General features: G+C 72.8%; 27 protein-coding genes. 11 read left to right on the top strand and 16 right to left on the bottom strand.

Features of this window, described 5'->3' with window-relative positions; all coding sequences use genetic code 11:
• The first annotated feature begins 516 nt into the window (after nt 1-516).
• Nucleotides 517-1,521, top strand: coding sequence for an EamA family transporter (locus tag ACTFTM_RS00785; RefSeq protein ID WP_449563980.1), 1,005 nt, complete (start codon nt 517-519; stop codon nt 1,519-1,521).
• A 10-nt stretch (nt 1,522-1,531) separates the two neighbouring features.
• A complete protein-coding gene (locus ACTFTM_RS00780; RefSeq protein ID WP_449563979.1) occupies nt 1,532-2,161 on the top strand; it encodes a prepilin peptidase in 630 nt (209 codons plus the stop codon).
• 101 nt (nt 2,162-2,262) lie between these two features.
• On the opposite strand, the gene ACTFTM_RS00775 is transcribed toward ACTFTM_RS00780, so the two are convergent.
• The 5 genes from ACTFTM_RS00775 to ACTFTM_RS00755 all read right to left on the bottom strand — a co-directional run bounded on the left by ACTFTM_RS00775 (nt 2,263) and on the right by ACTFTM_RS00755 (nt 8,976).
• Nucleotides 2,263-5,469, bottom strand: coding sequence for a UvrD-helicase domain-containing protein (locus ACTFTM_RS00775; protein ID WP_449563978.1), 3,207 nt, complete (start codon nt 5,467-5,469; stop codon nt 2,263-2,265).
• Nucleotides 5,470-5,530: 61 nt separating this feature from the next.
• A complete protein-coding gene (locus ACTFTM_RS00770; RefSeq protein WP_449563977.1) occupies nt 5,531-6,781 on the bottom strand; it encodes a metallophosphoesterase in 1,251 nt (416 codons plus the stop codon).
• Nucleotides 6,782-6,793: 12 nt separating this feature from the next.
• Complete coding sequence (locus ACTFTM_RS00765) at nt 6,794-7,048, bottom strand: MoaD/ThiS family protein (protein WP_355048625.1); 255 nt, start codon at nt 7,046-7,048, stop codon at nt 6,794-6,796.
• Between the two features lie 3 nt (nt 7,049-7,051).
• Nucleotides 7,052-8,065, bottom strand: coding sequence for a GTP 3',8-cyclase MoaA (moaA, locus tag ACTFTM_RS00760; protein WP_449563976.1), 1,014 nt, complete (start codon nt 8,063-8,065; stop codon nt 7,052-7,054).
• Entirely contained in the window at nt 8,062-8,976 is a 915-nt protein-coding gene (locus ACTFTM_RS00755; protein ID WP_449563975.1) for a fructosamine kinase family protein, read from the bottom strand. The genes moaA and ACTFTM_RS00755 overlap by 4 nt, the downstream gene beginning before the upstream one ends.
• 152 nt (nt 8,977-9,128) lie before the next feature.
• On the opposite strand from ACTFTM_RS00755, the gene ACTFTM_RS00750 reads away from it, so the two are divergent.
• Complete coding sequence (locus tag ACTFTM_RS00750; protein ID WP_449563974.1) at nt 9,129-10,175, top strand: DUF4192 domain-containing protein; 1,047 nt, start codon at nt 9,129-9,131, stop codon at nt 10,173-10,175.
• A 113-nt stretch (nt 10,176-10,288) separates the two neighbouring features.
• Here ACTFTM_RS00750 and fdhD read toward each other — a convergent pair whose 3' ends face one another.
• Nucleotides 10,289-11,164: a formate dehydrogenase accessory sulfurtransferase FdhD gene (gene fdhD, locus ACTFTM_RS00745; RefSeq protein WP_449563973.1), complete on the bottom strand. Its 876-nt coding sequence runs from the start codon at nt 11,162-11,164 to the stop codon at nt 10,289-10,291.
• A gap of 193 nt (nt 11,165-11,357) precedes the next feature.
• Between fdhD and mobA the strand changes: the two genes are divergently transcribed.
• The 3 genes from mobA to ACTFTM_RS00730 all read left to right on the top strand — a co-directional run bounded on the left by mobA (nt 11,358) and on the right by ACTFTM_RS00730 (nt 13,561).
• Nucleotides 11,358-12,098: a molybdenum cofactor guanylyltransferase gene (gene mobA / locus ACTFTM_RS00740; RefSeq protein WP_449563972.1), complete on the top strand. Its 741-nt coding sequence runs from the start codon at nt 11,358-11,360 to the stop codon at nt 12,096-12,098.
• Nucleotides 12,095-12,358, top strand: a complete 264-nt coding sequence (locus ACTFTM_RS00735; RefSeq protein ID WP_449563971.1) for a DUF6457 domain-containing protein — start codon at nt 12,095-12,097, stop codon at nt 12,356-12,358. Before mobA ends, ACTFTM_RS00735 begins: the two co-directional genes overlap by 4 nt.
• Before the next feature lie 108 nt (nt 12,359-12,466).
• Complete coding sequence (locus tag ACTFTM_RS00730; RefSeq protein ID WP_449563970.1) at nt 12,467-13,561, top strand: T3SS (YopN, CesT) and YbjN peptide-binding chaperone 1; 1,095 nt, start codon at nt 12,467-12,469, stop codon at nt 13,559-13,561.
• On the opposite strand, the gene ACTFTM_RS00725 is transcribed toward ACTFTM_RS00730, so the two are convergent.
• The gene (locus ACTFTM_RS00725) at nt 13,558-14,520 is read right to left on the bottom strand and encodes a zinc-binding dehydrogenase (RefSeq protein WP_449563969.1); all 963 of its coding nucleotides are present in this window, start codon (nt 14,518-14,520) and stop codon (nt 13,558-13,560) included. The genes ACTFTM_RS00730 and ACTFTM_RS00725 overlap by 4 nt on opposite strands.
• A 95-nt stretch (nt 14,521-14,615) precedes the next feature.
• Complete coding sequence (locus tag ACTFTM_RS00720; RefSeq protein WP_088950743.1) at nt 14,616-15,077, bottom strand: Lrp/AsnC family transcriptional regulator; 462 nt, start codon at nt 15,075-15,077, stop codon at nt 14,616-14,618.
• 59 nt (nt 15,078-15,136) lie between these two features.
• On the opposite strand from ACTFTM_RS00720, the gene ddaH reads away from it, so the two are divergent.
• Nucleotides 15,137-15,970 (top strand): dimethylargininase, encoded by an 834-nt coding sequence (ddaH, locus tag ACTFTM_RS00715; RefSeq protein WP_449563968.1) that lies wholly within the window; start codon nt 15,137-15,139, stop codon nt 15,968-15,970.
• 72 nt (nt 15,971-16,042) lie between these two features.
• Here ddaH and ACTFTM_RS00710 read toward each other — a convergent pair whose 3' ends face one another.
• Nucleotides 16,043-17,230, bottom strand: a complete 1,188-nt coding sequence (locus tag ACTFTM_RS00710; RefSeq protein WP_449563967.1) for an ABC transporter substrate-binding protein — start codon at nt 17,228-17,230, stop codon at nt 16,043-16,045.
• A 79-nt stretch (nt 17,231-17,309) separates the two neighbouring features.
• A complete protein-coding gene (locus ACTFTM_RS00705; RefSeq protein ID WP_449563966.1) occupies nt 17,310-18,107 on the bottom strand; it encodes an alpha/beta hydrolase family protein in 798 nt (265 codons plus the stop codon).
• 83 nt (nt 18,108-18,190) lie between these two features.
• On the opposite strand from ACTFTM_RS00705, the gene ACTFTM_RS00700 reads away from it, so the two are divergent.
• Nucleotides 18,191-18,793 (top strand): bacterial proteasome activator family protein, encoded by a 603-nt coding sequence (locus ACTFTM_RS00700; protein ID WP_449563965.1) that lies wholly within the window; start codon nt 18,191-18,193, stop codon nt 18,791-18,793.
• 4 nt (nt 18,794-18,797) lie between these two features.
• On the opposite strand, the gene ACTFTM_RS00695 is transcribed toward ACTFTM_RS00700, so the two are convergent.
• From ACTFTM_RS00695 to ACTFTM_RS00685, 3 genes are all read right to left on the bottom strand, one after another.
• Nucleotides 18,798-19,610 carry a Cof-type HAD-IIB family hydrolase gene (locus ACTFTM_RS00695; RefSeq protein WP_449563964.1) on the bottom strand — a complete coding sequence of 271 codons (813 nt, stop codon included), beginning with the start codon at nt 19,608-19,610 and terminating at the stop codon, nt 18,798-18,800.
• Complete coding sequence (locus ACTFTM_RS00690; RefSeq protein WP_449563963.1) at nt 19,610-20,431, bottom strand: HAD family hydrolase; 822 nt, start codon at nt 20,429-20,431, stop codon at nt 19,610-19,612. The genes ACTFTM_RS00695 and ACTFTM_RS00690 overlap by 1 nt, the downstream gene beginning before the upstream one ends.
• A gap of 349 nt (nt 20,432-20,780) precedes the next feature.
• On the bottom strand, nt 20,781-21,521 hold the full coding sequence (locus ACTFTM_RS00685; protein ID WP_449563962.1) for a hypothetical protein: 741 nt from the start codon (nt 21,519-21,521) through the stop codon (nt 20,781-20,783).
• A gap of 198 nt (nt 21,522-21,719) precedes the next feature.
• Here ACTFTM_RS00685 and ACTFTM_RS00680 point away from each other — a divergent pair, with 198 nt between their 5' ends.
• The 3 genes from ACTFTM_RS00680 to ACTFTM_RS00670 all read left to right on the top strand — a co-directional run bounded on the left by ACTFTM_RS00680 (nt 21,720) and on the right by ACTFTM_RS00670 (nt 23,401).
• The gene (locus ACTFTM_RS00680; RefSeq protein WP_355048644.1) at nt 21,720-22,151 is read left to right on the top strand and encodes an OsmC family protein; all 432 of its coding nucleotides are present in this window, start codon (nt 21,720-21,722) and stop codon (nt 22,149-22,151) included.
• A gap of 91 nt (nt 22,152-22,242) precedes the next feature.
• A complete protein-coding gene (locus ACTFTM_RS00675) occupies nt 22,243-22,590 on the top strand; it encodes a metallopeptidase family protein (RefSeq protein WP_449566501.1) in 348 nt (115 codons plus the stop codon).
• A gap of 88 nt (nt 22,591-22,678) precedes the next feature.
• Entirely contained in the window at nt 22,679-23,401 is a 723-nt protein-coding gene (locus tag ACTFTM_RS00670) for an AIM24 family protein (RefSeq protein ID WP_449563961.1), read from the top strand.
• 35 nt (nt 23,402-23,436) lie between these two features.
• Here ACTFTM_RS00670 and pheA read toward each other — a convergent pair whose 3' ends face one another.
• The 3 genes from pheA to ACTFTM_RS00655 all read right to left on the bottom strand — a co-directional run bounded on the left by pheA (nt 23,437) and on the right by ACTFTM_RS00655 (nt 25,444).
• Nucleotides 23,437-24,390 carry a prephenate dehydratase gene (gene pheA, locus ACTFTM_RS00665; RefSeq protein ID WP_449563960.1) on the bottom strand — a complete coding sequence of 318 codons (954 nt, stop codon included), beginning with the start codon at nt 24,388-24,390 and terminating at the stop codon, nt 23,437-23,439.
• Nucleotides 24,391-24,400: 10 nt separating this feature from the next.
• Entirely contained in the window at nt 24,401-24,991 is a 591-nt protein-coding gene (locus ACTFTM_RS00660; protein WP_449563959.1) for a hypothetical protein, read from the bottom strand.
• Between the two features lie 63 nt (nt 24,992-25,054).
• A complete protein-coding gene (locus tag ACTFTM_RS00655; protein WP_449563958.1) occupies nt 25,055-25,444 on the bottom strand; it encodes an ACT domain-containing protein in 390 nt (129 codons plus the stop codon).
• Nucleotides 25,445-25,488: the final 44 nt, after the last annotated feature.

Here is a 25,488-nt window from a genome sequence, read left to right as displayed (position 1 = left end):
CGGCCGGTAGGACCCTGGGCCGTAGGCCGGGTTCCTGTCGGCGGGCGGGTACGCGCCGCCGTAGGGCTCCGGGACCGCACCGCCGTACGGCGCCCCCGACCCGCCCCCGTACTGGCCGCCGCCGTACTGCCCGCCGCCGTACTGGCCACCCCCGTACTGGCCGCCTCCGTGCTGCCCGCCGCCGTACTGGCCGCCGCCGTGCTGCCCGCCCTCGTACTGGCCGCCGCCGTAGGGTGCCGCCGGTGCGCCGCCGTACGGGGCGTCGCCGTAGGGGCCGGGCCTCTGCGACGCCACCGGGTAGGGCTGGACGGTCGGCGGGTAGGGCTCCGCGGCCGGCGGATAGGACTGCTGCGGCGGCCGGTTGGACGTCTCGTCGGGGCGCTGTTCACGCCACGGGCGTCCGTAGCCCTCACCCGGTGGTCCGTAGTTCGTCATGCCGCCCTCCTGCACAAGTGGTGAGAGGCCGGCCACCAAAGCGCGACGCCGACTCCGACGTCACCGTAGCGTGGTCCACCGATGAGCTCATCTCCACCGAGCGCCGCCGCCGCATCCGGCCGCCGCGCCGACGCCGCGTCGAGCCTGGTCTGGACCGCCCTGATCGTGGTCTACCTGCTGTGGGGCTCCACCTATCTGGCCATCCGGATCACGGTGGAGACGGTGCCGCCGCTGCTCTCCGCCGCCCTGCGGTTCGCCGTGGCAGGCCTGGTGCTCGCGGTGGTGCTGCGGCTGCGTCGAGGGCCGGGCACCCTCCGTGTGGGGCGTCGACAGCTCGGCTCCGCCGCGCTGGTCGGTGTGCTCCTGCTGGCCGGCGGCAACGGCCTGGTGGTGCTCGCCGAGTCCGGGCCGCCCGGGGTGGCGCTGCCCTCCGGCGTCGCCGCCCTGCTGGTGGCGACCGTGCCGCTGCTCGTGGTGCTGCTGCGTTCGGCCACCGGCGACCGACCGCCGCTCTGGACGTTCGCCGGGGTCACCGTGGGCTTCGTCGGTCTGGTGCTGCTGGTGCTGCCCGCCGGCAGCGCGAAGGCCGTGCCACTGGTCGGCGCGCTGACCGTGGTGGCGGGGGCCGCCGCCTGGTCGGTCGGGTCGTTCCTGTCGGGACGGATCCGGATGCCCGCCGACCCGTTCGTGGCGACCGTGTACGAGATGACCGCCGGCGCGCTGGCCCTGGCCGTGGTAGCCGCCGGCCGGGGCGAACTGCGTGACTTCCACCCGTCGGCCGTCAGTGCCCGGTCCTGGTTGGCGCTGGGCTACCTCATGGTGGCCGGATCGTTGGTGGCCTTCACCGCGTACGTCTGGCTGCTGCAGAACGCGCCGATCTCGTTGGTGTCGACGTACGCGTACGTGAACCCGGCGGTCGCGGTGGCGCTCGGCGCGTTGCTCGTGGCCGAGCCGATCACGCCGCAGGTGCTGATCGGTGGGGCGGTCATCGTCGCCGGGGTGGCCCTGGTCGTGAGCACCGAACGCCCACGGCGCAAGGCAGCGGAACCACGATCGGGGGCGGCGCGGACGGGAGCCCGGCGGTAACGTCCGGCCCATGTCGGCCGCCGCGCTGCTTGGAGTGGCGCTGCTCGGCGGGCTGGTCGGTCTCGTCGTACCCCCGGTGGCCCGGCGCTTCGTCGGCCCGCCGGTCCGGCCGGGTGTGGCGGTCTGGCTCTGTCCACCGCTGGCCGCCGTGGTGTTCGTGGGGCTCGCCGCCGTGCGGGGTGACGACCCGGCGCTGCCGGTCCTTCTCACGGTGGCTGCGGTGGGGTTGGTGCTGGCCGTGGTCGACCTGGCGTGCCTACGACTGCCCGACCCGCTGGTCGCCGCGGCCGGCACGCTGGCCCTCGGCGGGCTGACCGGGGCGGCGCTGCTGGCGGGCACCCCCGGGCCACTGGTCGGCGCGCTGGTCGGCGCGGCGGTCTCCGGCGCGGCGCACGTGCTGCTCGCCCTGCTGCCGAGATCCCGGCTCGGCTTCGGGGACGTCAAGCTCGCCGCGGTCCTCGGACTGCCGCTCGGTTGGCTGGGCCGCGATGCTCTGCTCGCCGGGCTCCTCCTGCCGCACCTGCTGCACGGCGGCCTGGTCCTCGGCCTGCTCGCCGCGCGACGGGTACGCCGCGACACCCTGCTGCCGCTCGGTCCGGCCCTGCTCACGGGCGCATGGCTCGCCGCACTCCTGACCTGACCGCACCGCCCGCCCGGTAGTCCCGTCGATCATGAAGTTGTCGCCAGCCTCGCCGGCGTGTCACGGCGGTAACTTCATGATCAACGGAGCGGGGGTCGAGGTCAGATCAGGCGGAGTTGGCGGTCCCTGGGACGGCGGGGTTCGGTCTCGCCGAACCGTTCGAACAAGCCCGGATCGATCGTGGCGAGGAACGGCGAGGGCGCGCAGTCACGTTCCGCGCCGTGCCTCGTCCGCCGGGCGGCGTGGCTGACGTACAGCCGGTCCTGGGCCCGGGTCAGGCCGACGAAGAAGAGCCTGCGCTCCTCGGCGACCGCGTCCTCGTCGGGCGTCGAGCCGGGCCAGCGCAACGGCAGCAGCCCGTCCTCGGCGCCGACCAGGAAGACCACCGGGAATTCGAGGCCCTTCGCGGCGTGCAGGGTCAGCAGGGTGACCGCCTCCGCGCGGGGATCGAGCGCGTCCACCTCGGCGCCGGTGGCCAGCTGCGCCAGGAACGCCTCCACGTCGTCGCCGCAGCGATGGGCCAGCGGGGTCAGCAGGTCCACCGCCGAGCGGACGTCCTCGGGGCGTACGGCGCCACCGCCGCCGTCCAGGGTGGGCACCGCGAACCGTTCGGCGACCACCTGGCCGGCCAGCCGCACCCGGGCCGCCAGCGAACCGGCCAACCCGTCGGCGTGCCGCAGCTCGCGGGCGATCGCCGTCACCCCGGGCCGGTCCCGCAGGCGGTCGTGGGATCGTTTCTGCACCGGAATGTTGGCCCTGGTCAGGGCGTCCACGATCGGAGCGGCCTGCGCGTCGGTGCGGTACAGCACGGCGATGTCGGAGAACGACAGCGTGGTGGACCGGCCGTCGATGCGGCCCGAGTCGAGCGACCGGTGAGACAGGCCGCCGACCAGTTCGTCGACGGTCCGGACGACGAAGTCGGCCTCGTCCACCACGGACGCCGCCGGGTAGCGACCGACCAGCGGGGCCTCCGGGTCGAGCCGGGCCGGATCCAGTCGTCGGCCCTGGACCAGCGAGGACGGCGCGATGGCCTGCACGGCGGCGGCCAGGATCGGCGCCGACGAGCGGTAGTTGCGGTTGAGTCGGACCAGTCGGGCGTCCGTGAAGTCCTGCGAGAAACGCAGGAAGTAGGCGACGTCCGCACCCCGGAACGAGTAGATCGCCTGGTCCGGGTCACCGATCGCGCAGAGGTTGCCGTCGGCGGGGCTGAGCAGCCGCAGCAGCTCGTACTGCACCGCGTCGACGTCCTGGTACTCGTCGACGAAGATCCACCGCCAGCGGTCCCGGTACCGCTCGACCAGCTTCCGGTCCGCGCGCAGCAGCTCCACCGGCAGGGTCACCAGCTCGTCCAGGTCGACCAGGTCCTGCTTGCGCAGCAGCGCCGTGTAACCGGCGGCGTCGTCACCGGCCTCCGACCGGGCGGCCGCCCGCTCGGCGTCGTCGGCGATCCGGAAGCCGGCCGGCAGGCCGGCCGCGTCGGCGTTCTCCCGCAGGATGGTCAACCCCAGCGCGTGGAAGGTGCCCACGGTGACGTCCTCGGCGACGGGACCGAGCAGCCCGTCGAGACGGTGCCGCAGCTCCTCGGCCGCGCGGCGGGTGAACGTGATCGCCAGGCAGTGTTCGGGAAAGACGTTCAGCTCCGCGCAGAGGTACGCGATCCGGTGGGTCAGCGTCCGGGTCTTACCGGTGCCCGGTCCGGCCACGATGAGCAGCGGTCCGCCCGGGGCGGACGCCGCCACCCGCTGCATCGCGTCCAAGCGGTCCAGCAGGCCGGTGCCGACCTCCTCCATGCCGGAGAGCATCGGCTCGAACGGTTCGTGCGGCGACGGCGGCGGTGCGATCGGTGGCGGGGGAGGCGCGGCCGGCTTGCGCTTCGGCTCGGCCTTGGCCGCCGTCGGGCGCTTGGCCGTCGCGCGAGCCGCCGGCTCCGCCGGCCGTCGCTGCGCCGGCACGGGTACGGGTACGGGTACGTCGAACAGCGTCTCCTGTGCCGTGCCCGCGCCCGCACCCAGCTCCGCCGGATCGAACAACGTGATCACCCCGTACTCGCCGTCGTAGCCCGGCACCCGGCGTACGTCGCCCCGCCGTAGCCGCCCGATGCCCTCGGCGAGCAGCTCGCCACCGGCCCGCGCGATGTCGGACAACGGAGTCGTGGTCAGAATTTCCAGCTCGGGGCCGAGCGCGGCGAGCAGTTCGTTGAGTCGCCCCTCGACCTTCTTCGACCGAGCGCCCACCTTGTTGATCTCGCCAAGGATCTCGGCGAGCGGCACCAGATGGGTGACGTCCCGGGCGTGTGCCGGCCGATGCCCCTCGGGACGGTCGGCCAGTTCCTCCACGCGGCTGAGGACGCCCACGGTGAGCGGCTTGCCGCACTCGGGGCAGCGTCCCTCGGCCGCCCGCGTCCGCTCCGGGGACCAGTTGACGCCGCAGAGCCGGTGCCCGTCCGCGTGGTACTTGCCCTCCTCCGGGAAGAACTCGATGGTGCCGGCCAGGCCGTCGCCGGTGCGCAGGGCCTCCCGGACGGCGAAGTAGTCCCGCTCGGCGGTCAGCACGGTCGCCTCCCGCCCCAGGGCCGGCGGCGAGTGCGCGTCCGAGTTGGACACCAGCTGGTACCCGTCCAGGCTGCCGACCCGCCAGTTCATCGCCGGGTCGGACGAGAGGCCGGTCTCCACGGCGAAGATGTGTTCGGCCAGGTCGGCGTAGCAGTCGGCGATCGCGTCGAAGCCGGACTTCGAGCCCAGCGCGGAGAACCACGGCGTCCAGATGTGCGCCGGCACGAGATAGCCGTCCGAGCTGGCCTCAAGGGTGATCTCCAGCAGGTCCCGCGAGTCCAGGCCGAGGATCGGCCGACCGTCGGAGCCGAGGTTGCCGATGCGCCCCAGAGCGGTGTTGAAGCGGGCCACCGCCTCCAGGTCGGGCAGGTAGATCAGGTGATGGACCTTGCGCGTCCGGTCGTCCCGCTTGTAGATGGTGGAGATCTCCACGCTCAGCATGAACCGGACCGCGTCCGCGTCGGTCGTACCCGCGAGTCGTGGCGGCAGCCGGCGGGCGATGTCGCGCTCCGCCTCCGGGTCGAGTCGGTAGAGCCCCGGCTCGGCCGGGCGTAGCGACTCCACCAGGTGGTCGTACCAGGCGGGGTGGGTGAAGTCGCCGGTGCCGAGCAGGGCGATGCCCTTGCGCCGCGCCCACCAACCGAGGGTCGGCAGGGTCAGGTCGCGGCTGCACGCGCGCGAGTACTTCGAGTGGATGTGCAGGTCCGCGACGAAGGGCGGGAGGCCACCGGGGGGTACGGCGCTGAACGGGGGCACGCCGCATCCTGTCACGCCCGCCACGCGGCCCGCCCTCCGCCACGCGCGGACGTGACGTCCGCTATGCCGAGCGCAACTCCACGAGACTGATCTGCGGCTCGGCGCCCACCCGCACGGGCGGACCCCAGAAACCGGCGCCGTTGGTCACGTAGACCTTCGTGCCGTCGACCTCGCCGAGCCCGCTGACGACCGGCTGCTCAAGGCGGACGGCCAGGTTGAACGGCATCAGCTGCCCACCGTGCGTGTGGCCGGAGAGTTGCAGGTCGACGCCGTAGCGGGCCGCCTGCTTCGCGGCGAGGGGTTGGTGCGCGAGCAGGACGACCGGCCGGTTCGGGTCGCGGTCACCGAGGGCGGCCTCGAAGTCCGGTCCGGCGGCCAGGCCGGTGCCCTTGGGGTCCGCGTTCAGGTCGTTCACGCCGGCCAGGTCGAGCACGCCGCCCCGGGCCTGGATCTCCTGTCGGCGGTTCTGCAGCACCCGCAGGCCGAGACGGTCCACCTCCTGGACCCACTCCTCGACCCCGGAGTAGTACTCGTGGTTCCCGGTGACGAAGAAGTTGCCGTACCGCGAGCGCAGGTCTCGCAGCGGTGCGGCGGCCGGACCCAGCTCCGCGACCGAGCCGTCGACGAGGTCGCCGACGACCGCGACCAGGTCCGCGTCGAGGCGGTTGATCGCGGCGACGATCCGTTCGGTGTGCGCCCGGCCGCGCAGCGGACCCAGGTGGATGTCGGAGACGGTGGCGATGCGCAGGCCGTCCATGCTGCGGGGGAGCTTGCTGAGGGGGATCTGCACCCGGTCGAGGTGTGGCGGGCCGAGCGCCGTGCGGACGCCGTACCCCGTGATGCCGGTGGCGGTGAGACCGGCGAAGATGGCCGCCCCGCGGGCCAGCAGCAGGCGGCGGCCGGGGTCGTGGTCCGGCGCCGCGACCGCGCCGGTGGCCGGCGGATCGGCGGGCCCGGCGGCCCCGACCAGCACCGGCTCGGGCGCGGCGGTGGTCGGCTCGGCGACGGTCACCCGGCGGCGCAGCACCAGCCGCGCGACCAGCATCGGCACTTCCAGCACGACCAGTGTGACCAGCAGGTAGAACATGACGGCGAGCCACAGATAGCCCGGCCAGGCGAGCCAGTAGAGGCCGGCCTGCGAGCCGACGAGGGTTGCCGGCACGAGAACCGCCAGCGCGAGGGCGGCGATCCCGCCGACCCGCCGCCAGCGACCAGGCGTCGTCGTGTCCCGGACGAGACGCTTCCACAGGTAGAGGTGGATCAGGCCGGTGACCAGCGCGAGGACGCCCAGAAATCCCAGAACCGCCAACATGTGTTCGCCCCCTCAGCCGCCCGCGAACGGGGGTAGGACATCGATCGTGGCCCCGCCCGGCAGGGGTGCCCGACGATCATGGCAGGTGACGCCGTCCACGAGGAAACTGGCTACCCGCAGCACGGCGGCCAGCCGGTCGCCGTGCCGCTGGGACAGCTCGGCGGTCAGGTCGTCGAGTGACCGGCCGGCGGGCGTGACCTCCTCGGAGCGGCCCGCAGCGGCACGCGCCCCGGCGAAGTAACGGACGGTCAACGGCCTCGGCTCCACGACTCAACCCCCGATCGCGGACATCGGCCGGGTCGGCTGGAGGAAGGAGGGGTCGTCGATGCCGTGCCCGGCACGCTTGCCCCACATCGCGGTACGCCACCGCCGCGCCAACTCGTCGTCGGTCGCGCCGTCGCGCAGCGCCGACCGCAGGTCGGACTCCTCGGTGGCGAACAGGCAGGCGCGCACCTGGCCGTCGGCGGTCAGCCGCGTGCGGTCGCAGTCGCCGCAGAAGGGTCGGGTGACGCTGGCGATCACGCCGACCCGGGCCGGGCCGCCGTCGACCAACCAGGTCTCGGCGGGCGCCGCGCCGCGTTCGGCCGGGTCGGGGCTGAGGTCGAAATGGGTACGCAGGGTGGTAAGGATCTCCTCGGCGGTGACCATCGTGCTCCGATCCCAGCCGTGCTGGGCGTCCAGCGGCATCTGCTCGATGATCCGCAGGTGGTAGCCGTGGTCGAGCGCGAAGCGGAGCAGGGCCGGCGCCTCATCCTCGTTGACGCCGCGCATCAACACTGAGTTGATCTTCACCGGGTTCAGCCCCGCGGCCGCCGCCCCGGCGAGCCCCGCCAGCACCGCGTCGAGGCGGGGACGCCGGGTGAGCTGCGTGAACCGGGCCGCGTCCAGTGTGTCCAGCGAGACGTTCACCCGGTCCAGGCCGGCCGTACGCAGCGCGGGCGCCAACCGGTCCAGGCCGATTCCGTTCGTGGTGAGCGAGATCCGCGGGCGGGGGTCGAGGGCGGCGACCGCGCCCACGATGCCGAGCAGCCCGGGCCGGATCAACGGCTCCCCGCCGGTGAACCGCACCTCGGTCACGCCGAGCTGCTCGACGGCCACCCGGACCAGCCGGACGATCTCCTCGTCGGTCAGCAGCTCGGGGCCGGCCAACCAGGGCAGCCCCTCGGCCGGCATGCAGTACGTGCACCGCAGGTTGCACTTGTCGGTGAGGGACACGCGCAGGTCCCGCGCGACGCGGCCGTACCGGTCGACGAGGACGCCGTCGGTACGTCGGTCGACACTCACCGGTCGACCGTAGCGCGCTCGACGCCGCCCATGGTGGCTCGGGCGACCTGGACAACCGCATCGCGGTAGCCGGCACCGAACAGCGCGGTGTGTACGAGCAGCAGATGCAGCTGGTGCAGTGGCACCCGGTCGCGCCAACCGTCGGCCAGCGGCCAGCTCTCCCGATAGGCGGCCAGCACCCGGTCGAGGTACGCGACACCGCCGAAGAGCGCCAGTTGGGCGAGGTCCGTCTCGCGGTGCCCGCCGTGCGCCGCCGGGTCGACCAGCCAGGCCCGCTCGTCGACGCCCCACAGCACGTTGCCCGGCCACAGGTCGCCGTGGACGCGGGCCGCCGGCTCGTCCCCGCCGAACTCGCCGATCCGCCCGATCACCCGCTCGATCAGCGCGGCGTCGCTGCTGGTCAACGCGCCGCCGTCGACCGACAGCCGCAGGTAGGGGGCGAGTCGACGCCGCGCGAACCACGCCGACCAGGGACCGTCGTCGGGGGTGTTGTCCTGCCCGAGCGCACCGATGAAGCCGGCCCAGGGCGCGCCGAAGGTGGGCGCGCCGGCCCGGTGCAGGGCCGCCAACTCCCGACCGAAGCGATCGGCGGCCTGCGGCGTCGGCTCGCCGGGCTCCACCCAGTCGAGCGCCAGCAGGTCGGGCAGTGCCACGATCACCTCCGGTACGCCGATCGCGTCGGCCTCGCGCAGCCAGCGCAGCCCGGCGGCCTCGGCGGCGAAGAAGCCCTCGGGTGCCGGACCATCGGCCCCCTCCGGCCAGGATTTCGCGAAGACGGAGTGGCCGTCGTCCAGGGTCAGCCGGGCGGCGGCGCAGATGTTGCCTCCGGCTACCGGCGTCTCCCGGAGCCGCTGATGGGTCCGGAACGTCGGCAGGTGTGCCGGGTGCGCGCGCAGGTACGCCAGGTCCATCAGCGCACGGTAGCCGCTGCCCATGACAGCGCGGTGTCGTGTTGACACATCGAATCGCGTCTACCAGCGTCAATACGTTCCGTAGTTGTGGATGAGCCGCGTGTCATCCACAGGGTCTGGAAGGCTGCACAGCTCGGACGCAGCCTTCCTGCATGACCTCGACCGAACGCGCGAAGCTCTCCGTCCGCTCGCCCGCCGACCTGATCGCGGCCGTGCCGTACCTGCTCGGCTTCCACCCGGCCGACAGCGTGGTCGCGGTGGCGCTACGCGGCCGGCAGATCATCTTCGCCGCCCGCGCCGACCTGCCCGATCCCTCGGCGGACCTGGTCGACCGCGCCCGACACCTGGCCGGCGTGATCCACCGGCAGGGCGCGGAGGCCGCAACCGTGGTGGGCTACGGGCCACCCGAGAAGGTGACCCCGAGCGTGGACGCGGTGCGCGCCGCACTGACGGCAGCCGGCCTCGAGGTGCTGGACGCGCTGCGGGTGACCGACGGGCGGTGGTGGTCCTACCTGTGCACCGAGGTGGACTGCTGCCCGCCCGAGGGTCGGCGCTACGACCCGCAGGCCAACCCGCTGACCGTGTCGGCGGTGTTCGCCGGTCAGGTCGCACTACCCGACCGGGCGGCCCTCGTGGCGCAGGTGTCGCCGGTGGCCGGCCCGGAGCGCGAGGCGTTGCACGCCGCCACCGTCCGGGCCGAACGACGACTGGTCGAGCTGATCGAGGGGGCGCCCGCCAGCGACCTTCTCGGCGGGCGGGCACTGCGCTCGGCCGGCGTGGCGGCGGTACGGGAGGCGCAACGCCGGCAGCGGCGCGGTGAGCGGCTCGACGACGACGAGGTGGCCTGGCTCAGCCTGCTGCTCGGTCACCTGCCGGTTCGCGACCACGCGTGGGAACGCACCGACGGCCGCGACCGGGACATCGGGCTCTGGACCGACGTGCTGCGCCGGGCCGAGCCGGAGTTGACCGCCGCGCCGGGATCACTGCTGGCGTTCGCGGCGTGGCGGGCGGGGCAGGGGGCGCTGGCGGCCGTCGCGCTGGAACGCACGCTGAGCCTGCACCCCGACTACTCGCTCGCGGTACTCCTGGACGACCTGCTCCGGCGCGGCGTGCCCCCCTCCGAGCTGGACGGTTGGCCCGCGGTCGGTATGCCCGGCGTGGTCCGTCCCCGCAAGCGCCGCCGCCGTGGCCGCCGCTGACCATCGCCGTCCCTTGCGCAGGGCGGGGTCGCCAGGAGCTGATCGACACCCAGATCGGCGATGTGGGGGTGTCCGGGCGCCTGGATGGCCCGACATCGGCGATGTGGTGTGGATCAGCGGCCCTGCCGGGCCGGTTGCTCGACGGTGATCCGCTGCGGGCCGGCGTACACGTTCATGGTCGGGCCGCGCAGGAAGCCGACGAGTGTCATCCCCGCCTCCTCGGCCAACTCGACGGCGAGGGTGCTCGGCGCGGACACCGCGGCCAGCAGCGGCAGCCCCGCCATCCACGCCTTCTGGGTCAGCTCGAAACTGGCCCTTCCGGACACCAGCAGCAGATGCCCGGCCAACGGCAGGCGGCGTTCCCGCACCGCCCAGCCGATGACCTTGTCCACGGCGTTGTGCCGGCCCACATCCTCGCGGAGCACCACCAGCTCACCGGCCGGGGTGAACAGCCCCGCCGCGTGCAGTCCGCCGGTGCGGTCGAAGGCACGCTGGGCGGCGCGAAGCCGGTCGGGCAGCTCGGCGAGGAGTGTGGCCGGTACGACGACCGGGTCCTGGGCGACCGGGAACAGCGAGCGGGTACGGACAGCGTCGATGCTCGCCTTGCCGCAGACCCCGCAGGAGCTGGTGGTGTAGAAGTTGCGGGACGGGTCGGTGGTCGGCTCCGGCACCCCGGCGGCGAGCACCACGTCCACCACGTTGTACGTGTTCGGGGTCTCGGCGCCGGAGCAGAGCTGGGCGGTCAGCACGTCGTCGGTCGACCGGATCAGTCCCTCGGTCAGCAGGAAACCGATCGCCAGGTCCAGGTCGTCGCCGGGGGTGCGCATGGTGACGGCGAGCGGCTTGCGTCGACCCGGACCGGCCGGGCCGACCCGGATCTCCAGCGGCTCCTCCACCGAGAGGTTGTCCGGCCGTCGGACGGCTGCGCGCCCGTCGGCCGCGGCCAGGTCGATCCGCAGTACACGCCGTCGGTCAGTCGCCCGTCCCATCCCGCCATCCTGCACCCCAGCCCGGCCCGCCCGCACGGCCGCAGGTCGACGGGCACCGGGCAGCGCGCGCGGGCCATCCGGCAGGGCACGCAAACGCCGGAGGCCGCAGACCCAGCCGGCATCGGGCGGTGGCACGCCTGCATCGGGCGGTGGCAGGCCAGCGCCGGGCACCTGGCACGGCTACCGTGGCCGGGTGGGGACGTACGCCGCCGTGGTGCTCGCCGGTGGGGCCGCCCGACGGATGGGCGGGGTGGACAAGCCCTCGCTGCCGGTCGGTGGCCGGTCGATGCGTGACCGGGTCCTGGGCGCGGTGGGTGATGCCGTGCCCCGGGTGCTGGTCGGACCCGCTGACGGCGTGCCGAACGACGTACGGGTGACCCGCGAGGATCCTCCCGGAGGTGGACCGGTCGCCGCGACGGCGGCCGGCCTGGCGCTGCTCGACCCCGACACGACGGTCGTCGCGCTGCTCGCCGCAGACCTGCCGCTGCTCACCCGCGCCGCGATCGGCGACCTGCTCACCCACCTCGCCCCGGCCGACAGCCCGGCGTCCGCCGCCCCGGCCGACAGCCCGTCCGGTCCGCGATCCCCGGCCTACAGCCCCGCACCGGTCGCCCAGGCCGACAGCCCGTCCGGCCCTTCCGGCCCGGGAGCCGGCACTGTCCCCGACCGGGGGCGGCCCGCCGACGGGGTGTGCTTCGTCGACGCGGACGGTCGGCGGCAGTCGCTGTGCGGAGTGTGGCGGGTCGACGCGCTGCGGACCGGGCTGCTGAGGCTGGCCGCCGAGCGGGGCGGCAGTCTGGCCGGTGCCTCGATGCGGAGGCTGATGGCCGGTCTGGCGATCCGCAACGTGCCGTGGGCCGGTGACGGTCCACCGCCCTGGTTCGACTGCGACACTGACGAGGACGTACGCCGGGCTAGGGAGTGGCTGCGATGACGGTGTTGGACGACTGGATCACGGCGGCCTGCGCGGAGGTGGGACTGGACCCCGCCGAGGTGCCGGTGCCGGCGGTGCTGGACCTGGCCCGCGACGTCGCCCACCAGGTGGTGCGACCGGGTGCGCCGGTCAGCGCGTACCTCCTGGGGCTGGCCGTCGGACGCGGCGCCGATCCGGCGGACGCCGCGGCCCGGCTCAGCGCTCTGGCGGCGGACTGGCCGGTCGCGCTCGACGCCGAACTCTCCGACCCCACCTCCTGACCGCCGCGCCCCGCGCGGGCGTCACGACGCCGGGTGTCCGATCCCGGTCCGGGCTGATTCGAGCCGAGTGGACCGTGGGTAGGGTGATCGGAACGGACGGAGGCGATCATGACGGCTGACCACCCCTCGGCGTCGGATTCAGAGCCCGGCGGTACATCCGAGCCGGCGGAGTCGATCCTGCTCGACGACCCCAGCACCACGGACCTGCGGGCCAAGGTGACGGAGGCGTGGCGGGAGTTCGCCCGGATGCTCGCTGAGCGGCTGCGGGAGCTGCCGGCCGGCGCGCACCTCGAACTGACCCTCGATCCCACCGCCTCCGGTACGGGTGACGCCGTCTACTCGATAAGCGTCGACGCGACCGGCGACGGCGGTCTCTCCGCCCGGGCGGTCGGTAACGCGGCGCTGCCGCAGGGCTTCCGGCTGGACCGCGCCGCCGTGGCGGACATGATGGCGCTCGGCTGGTCCCCGCCCGGCGTGGTGGCCGGCTCCGGCGGCGCGTTCGGGCTGGACGCCACGGTGGCGGAGGCCAACCGGATCGCCCCGTTGCTGTCCCGGACGCTGCGCGACGTGTACGGCGCACCCCACCCGGCCTTCCTCGTCTACCTGGTGCACGACGCCGAGGGTGAGCCGTTGGCCGTCGAGCCGTTGGGCACCGCGCGCAGCGAGTTCGGCCCGGACGCCGACGTGGAGGGGGACCTCCAGGAGGCGCTGGCCGAGGCGGCCGCCGACCGGGACGACGTGCTGGACCTGCCGGAGCGCGTCCGTACCGTGGTGTCCACGATGTTGAAGTCCGACGCCGAGCGGTTGCAGGTCGACTCGGACGGCGACATCACGATCCGGGCCGGCTCGGCGATGGTCTTCGTCCGGGTACGCGACAACCCGCCGCTGGTGGATGTCCTCTCCCCGATCCTGACCGAGGTCGAGCCGACCGAACGGCTCTACGTCAAGCTGTCGGAGCTGACCAACCGCATGCCGATCGGTCGCCTCTACTGCGCCGACGACACGGTCTGGGCCTCCATCCCGGTCTTCGGTCGGAACTTCCAGGCGACCCATCTCATGCTGGCGGTGCAGGTGATGACCGGTCTCGCCGACGAGCTGGACGACCGCCTGCACGGTGAGTTCGGCGGCAAGCGCTTCTTCGGCGAGGGCGACAAGCCGGTCCGCGGTGACGACTCGCAGCACCGCACCGGCATGTATCTCTAGCTGTCGGCCACGTCCAAGAGGGTCTTGCCGACCGTCGCGCGCGCCTCGATGGCGGCGTGCGCGTCGGCGGCGCGTTCGAGGGGGTAGCGCTGGCCGATCAGCGGCCGGAGCTGCCCGGCCGCCGCGTCCGCCAGCGCCCCGATGGTGTACGTCCGCAGCCGCGCGGGCGGTACGTCCGGCCGGATCAGCGTGATCCGGCGTTCGGCGGCGGCGTCCGGTGTCACGGGCGACCATGCACCGCTGGCCAACCCGTAGCTGATCATCCGACCGCCCGGGCTCAGCAGCTCGAACGCCGTCCTGGCCACCGAACCGCCCACGCCGTCGAACACCACGTCGATCCCGCCCAGCGCGGCGCCGGCGCGATCGGCCCAGTCCGGCTCCAGGTAGTCGATCGCCACCTCGGCGCCGAGCCCGGGCAGCAGGGCCACCTTGCGTGGTCCGCCGGCCACACCGATCACGCGTGCGCCGGCCCGCGTCGCGATCTGGACGAGCATGCTCCCCACCCCGCCCGCGGCGGCCTCGACGAGCACGCGGTCACCGTGACGGACGCCGACCGCCTCGACCAGCATGGTGGCGGTGCGCCCGTCGGCGAGCAGCGCCACCGCCGCGTCGAGCGCCAGCCCGGCCGGCACGTCGATGGGGGCGGACGCGTCCACCACGACCCGTTCGGCGTACCCGCCCGCGCCGCCGGTCGCGGTGACCACCCGTTGCCCGACGCGGGCCGGGTCGACGTCCGGCCCGACTGCGGTGATGACGCCGCCGACACCGTTGCCGGGGATCATCGGCGGGGTGTACCGGTTCGGCCCGGGACGTCCCGAGCGCTGCTGCGTCTCGACGAAGGTGACGTTCGCGTGCGCGACGTCGATCAACACCTGGCCGGGGCCGGGCGTCGGGTCCGGTGCCGGGCCGGGCGTCAGCACCTCGGGACCGCCGAATTCACGCAACCAGATCGCCCGCATGGAACCCCCTCGTGTCGTGCCAGGCAGCCACGAGTCCAACACCTGAACCGCACTTGAGGTCAAGCCGCGATCAGGTTGAGCCGCGCGGTGGGCGGTCAGGGGCGGGTGGACGGCCCGACGCCGGGGGATTCGACCAGTCGGGACAGCACGATGGTGCTGCGGGTGGACGTCACGAACGACTCGGCGCGCAGCCGCTCCAGCGCGGCCTCGAGGTGGGCGATGTCGGCGGCCCGCAGGTGCACCAGCGCGTCCGCCTCGCCGGAGACCGTGTACGCGCCGACCACCTCCGGGTGCCGCCGGGCCGCCACGCCGATCTGCGCCGGGGTGGTCCGACCGGCGCAGAACAGCTCGACGAACGCCTCGGTGGTCCATCCGACGGCCGCCGGATCGACGACGGCGGTGAATCCCCGGATGACGCCGGTGGCGCGCAGTCGGTCGACCCGGCGCTTGACCGCCGGGGCGGAGAGTGACACCCGGGTGCCGATGTCGGCGTACGACGCACGGGCGTCGGCGACGAGCAACGCAATGATCCGCTGGTCAACGGCGTCTATCTGCAACGTTCCGCCTCTGGGAAGCAATGGTTGTGGCTGTTACCAAACTTCGACGATACCTACTCTTGGTGACCGTGAACCAGCAGCGAGTCCCGCGAAAGCGGACATATCTCATGTGCTCGCCCGAGCATTTCGCGGTCGAGTACGCGATCAATCCGTGGATGGACGTGACCACCCCGGTGGACCGGGACCTGGCCGTCAAGCAGTGGGACCGACTGCGCGAGACACTCGTCGGTCTCGGCCACGAGGTGCACCTGCTCACGCCGGAGGCGGGGCTGCCCGACATGGTGTTCGCGGCCAACGGCGCCTTCGTGGTCGACGGCAGCGTCTACGGCGCGCGGTTCAAGCACGAGCAGCGGACCGCCGAGGCGGCCGCGCACCACGCGTTCTACGAACGCCAGGGCTGGCGGTTCGTCGCGCCGAGCGAGACCAACGAGGGCGAGGGCGACTTCGCGTACGTGCCGGAGGCGCACGGCGGACTCATCCTGGCCGGTCACGGATTCCGTACCGAGATCCCGGCGCACGCCGAGGCGCAGGAGGCGCTGGGTCGGCCGGTGGTGTCGTTGCGGCTGATCGACCCGCGCTTCTACCACCTGGACGTGGCGCTCGCCGCCCTCGACGACGCGAACATCGTCTACTTCCCCGGCGCGTTCTCCGCGGCCAGTCAGCGCGTCCTCACGCAGCTCTTCCCGGACGCGGTGATCGCCGACGACGAGGACGCGATGGCCTTCGGGCTCAACCTGGTCAGCGACGGCGCGAACGTGGTGCTCAACAGCGAGGCCACCCGACTGGCGGGCAAGCTCAAGGCCGCCGGTTACACCCCGGTTCCGGTCGAGCTGGCCGAGCTGAAGAAGGGCGGCGGCAGCGTGAAGTGCTGCATCGCCGAACTGCGGCACTGACCCGAACACTGCCGCGTACGGCAGGGGCCGGCCTCCCGTAGGAGGCCGGCCCCTGCTTCGTCCGGTGGGCGCTCAGCCCAGCGTGGCCAGCTCGTTGGTCAGCACGTTCGACATGACCTGACCGTCGCGCTGGACCTCCCGCAGGTACCACTTCTGCTGCGGCGTACGCGGCTGGTTGAACTGCCAGATGCCGCGCGGGCTGTCGATCTGGCCGAGCTTACCCAGCGCCAGGTTGACCTGCTGCGGGGATGGCGATCCGCCGGTCAGCTGGATCGCCTGGTCGAGCACCTGCGCCGCGTCGTACGACGCCATCGCGTAGGTCGTCGGCGTGGTCTGGTGCTTCTTGCGGTACGCCGAGGCGAAGACCCGGTTCGACGTGTTGTTGAGATCGGCCGAGTAGTTCAGGGCGGTCTGGATGCCCAGCGCGTCCCGGTCCAGGCTCTCCAGCACGGTGCCCTCGGTGAGGAAGCCGGGCGCGTAGACGGGGCCGGAGAACTGGTCGCGCAGTTGCTTGATGAACTCCACGGCGGCCGCGCCCGCGAAGAAGCAGAACACGGCGGTCGGGTTCTTGCGCAGCGCCTTCTCGATGTCCGCCACGTAGGTGGTCTTGCCGGGGTTCGGGGTGGGACTGGTGTTGGTCACCGGGTCGGAGATCCGCGAGTCGGTGACGCCGAAACCCTGCTTGAACCCCCGTACGACGTCCGGACTGCCCACGTTCTCCGGCACGATGATCGCGATCCGACCGTTCGCCGGCAACTGATCGCGCAGGTAGAGGCCCAGCGCCCGTCCCGCCTCGTCCAGCACGTACGAGGTCCGCCAGATGTAGACGACGCTCTGCAGACTGCTCGGCGAGGCGTTCGAACCGATCAGCGGGACACGCGCGTCCTCGACGGTGTCCCGGATGCCCACCATCACCGACGAGTTGACCACGCCGGTGAGTGCCAGCACGTTCTGCTTGAGGAGCTGGTCGACGGCGGCCTTGCCGGTCTTGGCGGTCTCGCCCTCGTCGGCGGTCAGCAGTTCGACCGGGTGCCCGCCCAACTGCTGGTTGTGCAGGTCGAGGAAGAGCTGGAAGCCGTTGGTGATGTCGTCACCGATGGACTTGAATCCGCCGGCCTTCGGCGCGATCAGACCAATCTTGATCGGGCTCTTGGTGGCGGTCGGCTGGTCGGCGGTGTCGGAGCCGCACGCGGTGGCGAATCCGGTCGTACCGAGCGCGGCCAACAGTTGGAGCGCCCGCCTGCGATTCATCTGCGACACCGAGTTCCTTCCAGGAGCGTTGCAGGGCGGAACAGCGCCCCTCCGGCGTTCTACCTGGTCGGCGACGCTGCGTCAATGGCTATTGATCATCGTGCAGGGACCGCAACACATCCCGCACCCGGGGCCAGGCCGAGGACTCCGGATCGATCAGTCCGAAATGCTCGCATCCGGGTAGCTCAACAAGGGAGAAATCGGAACCTGTGCCACGGGCTGCCGCCACGAAGTCGCGGCTCATCGAGACCGGCACCTGCTCGTCCAGTGACCCATGTATCACTACAGTACGTGTTGGCATCGGTACCAATGATCGTGGATCGGCCACCGCGTACCGGTCCGGCACATCCCCCGGACCACCGCCGAGCAGCGCGGCCACCGCTCCGGAGTCCAGGTCCAGCCGGTACGCCTCGGCGAGGTCGGCCACCGGGGCCAGGGCCAGCACCCCGCCCACCGTCGACGGCGCGGTGGCCGCCGCGTACAACGCCAGGTGGCCACCGGCGGAATGACCGATCAGGATCGGCGCGGCCCCGCTCACCCGACCCGGCAGCGCCCGCGCGGCCAGCTCCGGCAACGCCGCGATCCCGGCGAGAACGTCGGTCAACGTGCCCGGCCAGCCGCCGCCCGGTTGCCCGGTACGTCGGTACTCCAGTTGTGCCACCGGATACCCGTCGGCCGCGAGCGCGGCGGCCAGCGGTCCGGTGTGCCGCCGGTCGTACTCCGCCCGCCAGAAGCCCCCGTGCACCACGACGACCAGCGGTCGGGCCGGCCCGGCGCCCACGGGGTTGCGGAGGTCGGCGACCTGGTCGGGGTGGTCGCCGTACGCCACCGTCCGGTCCGGCGCGGGCGCGGACCGGGTCAGCACGGCGCGTGGGTCGGCAGACATGGCGCGACCGTAGCGCGCCCGCCCGGGTGGTTCGGCACAGGGAGTTGGTCCCGGGCGGCATGGGCCGCGCCTCCTGGGTAAAGATGGACCCCATGACCGAAGCGCGCTCCGCTGAGCAGAACGACCAGCCCGGCCCCGACGACTCCGGCCACTCCGGCACCGTGGTGGTGGTCGGCCCGGACGGGCGGCCCATCGGCACCATGCAGACCGAGGAGGGCCAGGGCGAGGACCCGACCCGCCTCGTCGAGCAGCCGGCCAAGGTGATGCGGATCGGCAGCATGATCAAGCAGCTGCTGGAGGAGGTCAAGGCCGCCCCCCTGGACGACGCCAGCCGGCACCGGATGCGGGAGATCCACGAGCGCTCGATCGTCGAGCTGAAGGAAGGTCTCGCACCCGAGCTGCGCGACGAGCTGGAGCGCATCTCGCTGCCCTTCACCGAGGACAAGGCGCCCAGCGAGAGCGAGCTGCGCATCGCGCACGCCCAGCTCGTCGGCTGGCTGGAGGGCCTGTTCCACGGCATCCAGGCCGCTCTGGTCGCCCAGCAGATGGCCGCCCGGGTCCAGTTGGAGCAGATGCGCGGCGGCCGGCAGGCGCTGCCCAGCGGCCCCGGCGGGGTCGTCCCCGGTATGCCGGGTATCGGCCAGCCGGGCGGCGGTGAGGGTCACAACACCGGTCAGTACCTCTGACCGGTCACTGGACCCCGAAAATCTTCTCCAGGTACGCGGCCACGCCGTCCTCGGAATTCGTACCGGTCACGTCGTCGGCGACCGCGAGGACGGCGGGGTGCGCGTTGGCCACGGCCACGCCGCGCCCCGCCCAGCTCAGCATCGGCACGTCGTTGGGCATGTCGCCGAAGGCCACCACGTCCGCCGCGGCCACCCCGAGCCGGTCGCAGTACCAGTCGAGCCCGGCCGCCTTGGTCACCCCGGCCGCGGAGATCTCCACCAGCCCGGAGGACGACGAGTGCGTCGCCTCGGCCAGCCCCTGCAGCGCCCTGCCGATGAGCGCCGCGAACGTGTCCGGGTCCTGCTCGCCGGCCCGGGCGAGGAGCTTCACCGCCGGCACGGAGAGCAACTCCTCCGGCGTCTCGATCGGCCGGATCCCCTCGGCATCGGCGTCCCAGCGCAGCGGGTAGTGCGCCTCGTGACGCATCTCCCGGCTGTCCAGGATCTCCACCGCGAAGCTGATGTCGGGCACCTCGGCGCGCAGCCGCCGGGCCACCTCCGCCAGATGCTGTGGCGCGAGCGGGTCGGCCCGGAGCACCTCGTCGTTGAACGGGTCGTAGACCACGGCGCCGTTGGCGCAGACCGCCGGCAGAGGCTCGGCCAGCTGGTCGTACACCATCTTGAGCCAGCGGACCGGGCGGCCGGTGACCAGCACGACCGGCGTGCCTCGCGCGGCGATCCGCGCGAGCACGTCGGCGGTGTGCGGGCTGACCGTGTGGTCGTCGCGGATCAGCGTGCCGTCGATGTCCGTGGCGATGAGCCGGGGCGTCTCTCCCATCATCGGGAGAGTAGTCGGTCCAGATACACCGCCACCCCGTCGTCGTCGTTACGCAGGGTCACCTCGTCGGCGGCCGCGCGGACGTCGGGGTGCGCGTTGGCGACCGCCACCCGCGACCACCCGGCCCACTCGAACATCGGCAGGTCGTTGGGCATGTCGCCGAAGACCAGCACGTCGGCCGGGTCGACCCCGAGCGTCTGCGCGACGACGGTCAGGCCGGTCGCCTTGTCCACCCCCGGCGGGCAGATCTCGATGAAACCGAGTCCGGCCTGGGTGAGGGTGGCGACCTGCGGCGCGACGATCCGGCGGGCCACCGCGAGGAGTTCGTCGACGTGGTGGTCGGCGGTTCTGGCAAACGCCTTGAGCACGTCGCAGGAGAGACACTCGTCGCGGGTGCGCGCCTCGAACCGGTCCTGGTAGGGCCAACTGGGGTGGTAGTCACCCCAGAGCGGGGCATCGTGCTCGTCGGACGCCTCGACCATCACGGTCAGCGGGCCGACCTCGGCCTCCAGATCGGCGAGCAACCGGGCCAGCACCTCCGCGGGCAGGCGCTCGTCGCGGAGCACCACCGGGCCCGCCGGGTCGCTCTGGTCGACCACACGCCCGCCGCCGGCCATCACGAGGAAGTCGGCGGCGCGGATGTCGTTGCGGGTCAGCTCGGTCAGGCGAGGGCCGCGGCCGGTCGCGCCGACTACCGGAATACCGGCGGCCCGCACCCGGTCGAGCACCCCATGGGTGTACGCGGAGACGGTGTCGTCGCTGCGGACGAGCGTCCCGTCGAGGTCGGTCGCGATCAGCTTGGGCAGTCCCGGGCGGGTCATCGTTCCTCCTTCGCCCGCCGCCGTCGCAGCCAGCCGTGCGGCCCTGGTCGAGACCCGGCGTGACGGCGGGCAGCAACCGTACCTCGCGGAACGGGTCGCAACCATGGCTTCCCGGCGAATCGGGCACCAACGCGCAGCGCCCCCCAGGTGTCCACCCCCTGGCCCGCCCCCGCGCCCCGCGCGCCCCGCGCCCCACGTCCCGCCGATCTTGCACTTTCGGTCGTCCATATGTCGGTTTCGACGCCTTATGGGGCGACAGAATCCGCAAGATCGGCGTGGGGGTGAGCACGGGCTCGGCGTGGGGGTGGGGGGTGGGGTGGGGGTGCAGGTCAGGTCAGGTCAGGTCAGGTCAGGTGGGGTTTTCGGGGCGGGCGAAGGGGGTTGTGGGTTGCACGGTCAGGTCGGCGGGAGCGGGTGGACCATCGTCGACCGGACCCGGCTCCCCACGGCGACGCCAGGATCGCATCGCGGGCACGTCGACACGGGCGTCGTCGTCGGGCGGTCCTCCGGGCACGCCGGTCGGTACGGCCCACGCCAGTCGCAGGGCGGCGGCGAACAGGACGCACGTGACAAACGCGAGCACGAGACCGCGGCCGTACTCGACCCGGAACTCGTCCTGGGTCGTGTAGAACAGGGTCCGTTCCCCGGGGTCGTCGAGCGTTGCGGTGGCGGCGACCAGCAACGTCAGCAGCGCGCCTGCCAGCGTGAGTCCGACCAGCCGCGCGTTCGCCCGGACCGCCGGGGTGCCCGCCAACGCCAGGACCACGGCGCAGACCAGGGCGAGCAGACCGGCGAGGTAAGCGACCCCGAAGCCGCCGACCTCGGAGACGGTGGCGGGCACCTCGATCGTGGTGGGCCCCTCGGGACCGCCGCTGGGCAGCGTCGTCAGCACCCACTCGCCGACCATCGACGCGATACCGGCGACCGCGCCGAGGACCGCCAACAGCAGCGGCAGGCGAGGATCCCGGGTCAGACCGACCAGCGGGTTACCGAACCGGCGTGCCCTCGCGGGCTCGTCGGCGCCCCACTCGATCACGGCGGGCGCGTCGGGCGGGTCGACCTGGCGCGGAACGGGCAGATCCTCGGGCATCGGCCATCCCTCCGCCGGTCACGGGCCTGCGTCGCATCATGGCACAGCCCTTGGTCGTGCCGCTGCCGTCGACACCGCGCAGGCCGACGCCGCCCGCCGCCGTCCGCCGCCGCCGCCGATCACCGTGACGGGAATCGCAGCACGGTCGTCGGTGCTGGTCGGTCGCCCGGGAGTCAGGTATCCGCTAGCGTTTCCAACATGCCTATCCGTACCGCTTCCGCACAATGGCAGGGCAATCTCACCGAGGGTTCCGGCACCGTCCGCACCGGTAAGGGCGGCCTGTCCGGCAACTACTCCTTCAAGTCGCGCTTCGAGGAGGGCGAGGGCACCAACCCCGAGGAGCTGATCGCCGCCGCGCACGCGGGCTGCTTCTCGATGGCGTTCTCGAAGGCCCTCGCCGACGCCGGCACCACGCCCACCTCGGTCGAGACCACCGCCAAGGTCCACCTGGACAAGACCGACGCCGGGTTCAGCGTGACCCGGATCGACCTCGAGACCGTCGGCCAGGTGCCCGGCGTCGACGAGGCCGAGTTCCAGAAGCTCGCCGAGGCCGCCAAGGCCAACTGCCCGATCTCCCGCCTGCTCTCGCCGGGCGCCGAGATCACCCTCACCGCCCGCCTGGCCGCCTGACCCGGCGACCCGCACACGTGGACCTCGGCCCGGGTCGCCGAGCGCGACCCGGCCGATCGGTCCCGCGTCGGGCAGAATGAACGTCGTGCCGGTGGAGATGACCCGCGAGCGCTTCGAGGAGCTGGTCGCTGACGCCCTCGACGAGGTGCCCGAAGAGCTTCTCGGCCTGATGAACAACGTGGTGATCCTGGTCGAGGACGACCCACCGCCGGGCGAGACCGACCTGCTCGGCCTCTACGAGGGGCACGCGCTCACCAACCGGGGCTGGGACTACTCCGGCGTACTGCCGGACCGGATCTTCATCTACCGTCACCCGATCCTGCGGATCTGCGACAACGACGAGGACGTCGTCGACGAGGTGGCGGTGACCGTGGTGCACGAGATCGCCCACCACTTCGGCATCGACGACGAGCGGCTGCACGCCCTGGGCTGGGGCTGACGCGCGAGCCGCTGAACCGATCACCTCTGGTTGCCGTGGTCACCTACGGTCGGTGCAGCGACCGCGACCATTTCAGGAGGCACCTTTCATGCGCAGCGAGCTGTTCTCGGCGGAGAATCTGGAGAAGGAGTCGGCGCAGGCCGGCATGCGTCTGCAGAACTCCAAGATGTTGAAGATCGAGCTCAACGGCGAGGCGATGGCCCGGGTCGGCTCGATGGTCGCCTACCAGGGCAACGTGCAGTTCCAGGCCCTGGGATCGGGCGGCCTCGGCAAGTTCCTCAAGCAGAAGCTCACCGGCGAGGGCGTCCCGCTGATGAAGGTCACCGGCCAGGGTGACGTCTTCCTCGCCGAGCTGGCCAAGGACGTCCACATCATCGACCTGGAGCCGGGCGACGCGCTCTCCATCAACGGTTCCAGCGTGCTCGCCTTCGACTCGACCCTCCAGTACGACATCAGGATGGTCGGCGGCGCCGGCATGGCCTCCTCGTCCGGGCTGTTCAACTGCGTGTTCAGCGGGTACGGCCGGATCGCCATCACGACCAGGGGCACCCCGGTCGTGCTCAACGTGGACGCCCCGACGTACGTCGACCCGCAGGCCGCCGTCTGCTGGTCGGCCAACCTCCAGACCGGCTACCACCGTGCCGAGCAGCTCGGTCTCGGCACGCTGCTCGGTCGGCGCACCGGCGAGTCGTTCACCATGAGCTTCGCCGGTCAGGGCTTCGTCGTGGTGCAGCCGTCCGAGGAGCCGCCCGTCATGGGCAGCGGTCAGCAGCAGCAGGAGGGCGGCCTGCTCGGCGGTCTGCTGAGCTGAGCGTCCACGCGGCCGGGGCGCGGCGTTCGCCCCGGTCAGCTCATCTCGCCGGTGCGCAGCCGTGCCAGCCAGGCCGCCGCGTCGGCGTAGTCGACGTCCGACAGGCCGGCCGGCGCGGGCACACGCCGCTCGCCGGCCTCGACCCAACGGTGCCGGGGATAGGACCCGAGGAAACGGACCTCCGCACACACCCGGCGCAGCCCCTGCAACGCCTCACCCAGGCGTACGTCGGCCACGTGCCCGGTGCAGTCGAGGAAGAAGACGTACCGGCCCAGCGCCTCACCGGTGGGGCGGGACTCGATCCGGGTCAGGTTCACCCCCCGTACGGCCAGCTCGACCAGCACCGACAGCAGCGCGCCCACCCGGTCGTGAGCGATGTAGACGGCCAGCGAGGTGAGGTCGTCGCCACTCGGCGGTGGGGGTGGCCCGGGACGGGAGACCAGCACGAACCGGGTCACCGCGTCGGGGTGGTCAGCGATCTTGTCGGCGAGCAGCGTGAGGCGGTGCCGGGCCGCCCCGATGGGCGCGCAGATCGCCGCGTCGTACTCGCCGGACCCGGCGCCGGCCGCCGCCGCGCCGTTGGAGAGGACGTCGACGACCGTCGCGTCGGGCAGGTGGTCCCGCAGCCAGCCCCGGCACTGGGTGGACGCCTGCGGGTGTGCCGCGATCGAGCGGACCGTCGACAGCGCGGTGCCCGCACGCGCGGCGAGCACGAACTCCACCGGCAGGATCACCTCGCGGGTGATCACCAGTGGCTCACCCTCGACGATCTCGTCGAGGGTGACGCCGACCGCACCGCCGATCGAGTTCTCCAGCGGTACGAGCGCCGCGTCGGCCTCCCCGGCCCGGATGCTGTCCAACGCCTCCCCGACGCTGCGGGCCGGCGTGCGGGAGCCGTGTTCGGCGGCGGGGATGGTGCGCAGCGCCTGCTCGGCGAAGGTGCCCTCGGGGCCGAGGTAGACGAAGCGCGTAGGTGGTGTTCCGGGCATGCCGCCCAGACTACGCACCCGGCCCGACCGCCGGAGAGGGATCGCAGGCGAGCGTACGGATGCCGGCCGGCCCGATGGCCCGCACCTCGACGGTGCACACGTCCGTGCCGGCGGTGACCAGTTCCAGCGCGGTGGGTCGCCCCTGGGTGACGACCTGAAGCTCCTCGTGCCCGGTCACCTCCAGCACGGTGTACTGCCAGTCCCCGGCGCACAGCGGGCCGGTGCGGACCCGGACCCGGACGTTGTCCGGGAGCACCGAGGCGCGTCCACGCAGCAACTGCACCACCCGTTGCCCGGTCGGCCCGTTCCGGCAGGTCGTCGCCACCTGGCCGGGGTCCGGGGTGGCCGAGCCGGTGGCGGGTGGCGGCGCGGTCGGCGCGGTCGAGGGTGTGCCCGTCGGTACGCCGGTCGGGCCGGACGGCCGCGGGCTGCCGGCCACGGTGGGCACGCCGGACGGGTCACGCAGCTCCGGAGGTGCGCCGCAGCCGGTCAGCGTTCCGATCACGAAAAGCGCCAGCAGCGCGGCCCACGCGGGCGCGGTGGCGGTGGGGGCAGCCGGATGGCGGGGTGGGGTGAACGGCACGGCCGATCCTCGGGACATCGGGATACGTCGCGGCCGGGGTGGCCGAGCCCATCGTAGGGCGAGCGGTCGGTCGGGTGAAGCTCAGCCGAGGACGCGGTGTCCGGCGCGCTCCAACGCCGTCGTGCCCTCGGTCAGCCGGACGGCCGGCACCAGCACGTAGTCGGTGTCGAAGGTGGAGAAGGTGACCACGCTGACCCGGGCCGCGGCGAGCGGATCCACGAGCGCCGCGAGGGTTCCCGTGCCGTCCATGCCTGCCGGGCCGGAGACGCGCAGGCAGCGCCAGACGGTCTCCACCACGGCCTCGTCGGGCAGCCGATCGGCCGGGCAGATCACCGAGATCCCGTCGGCGGTCCAGCTCACCGTGACCACGTCGGCGCGACTCAGCCCGCTCGACAACGCGTCCGGCAGGGCCGCGCCGGCGCCCAGCCGGCACACGGCGTACTCCCCCGGCAGCACAGTGATATCGAGCATGAGGGCACCTTACGGCGTGGAACCCAGCCCACCCGGGCATCGCC

Source organism: Micromonospora sp. RB23 (assembly GCF_053585025.1).
This window is presented reverse-complemented; position numbering and strand designations above follow the sequence as displayed.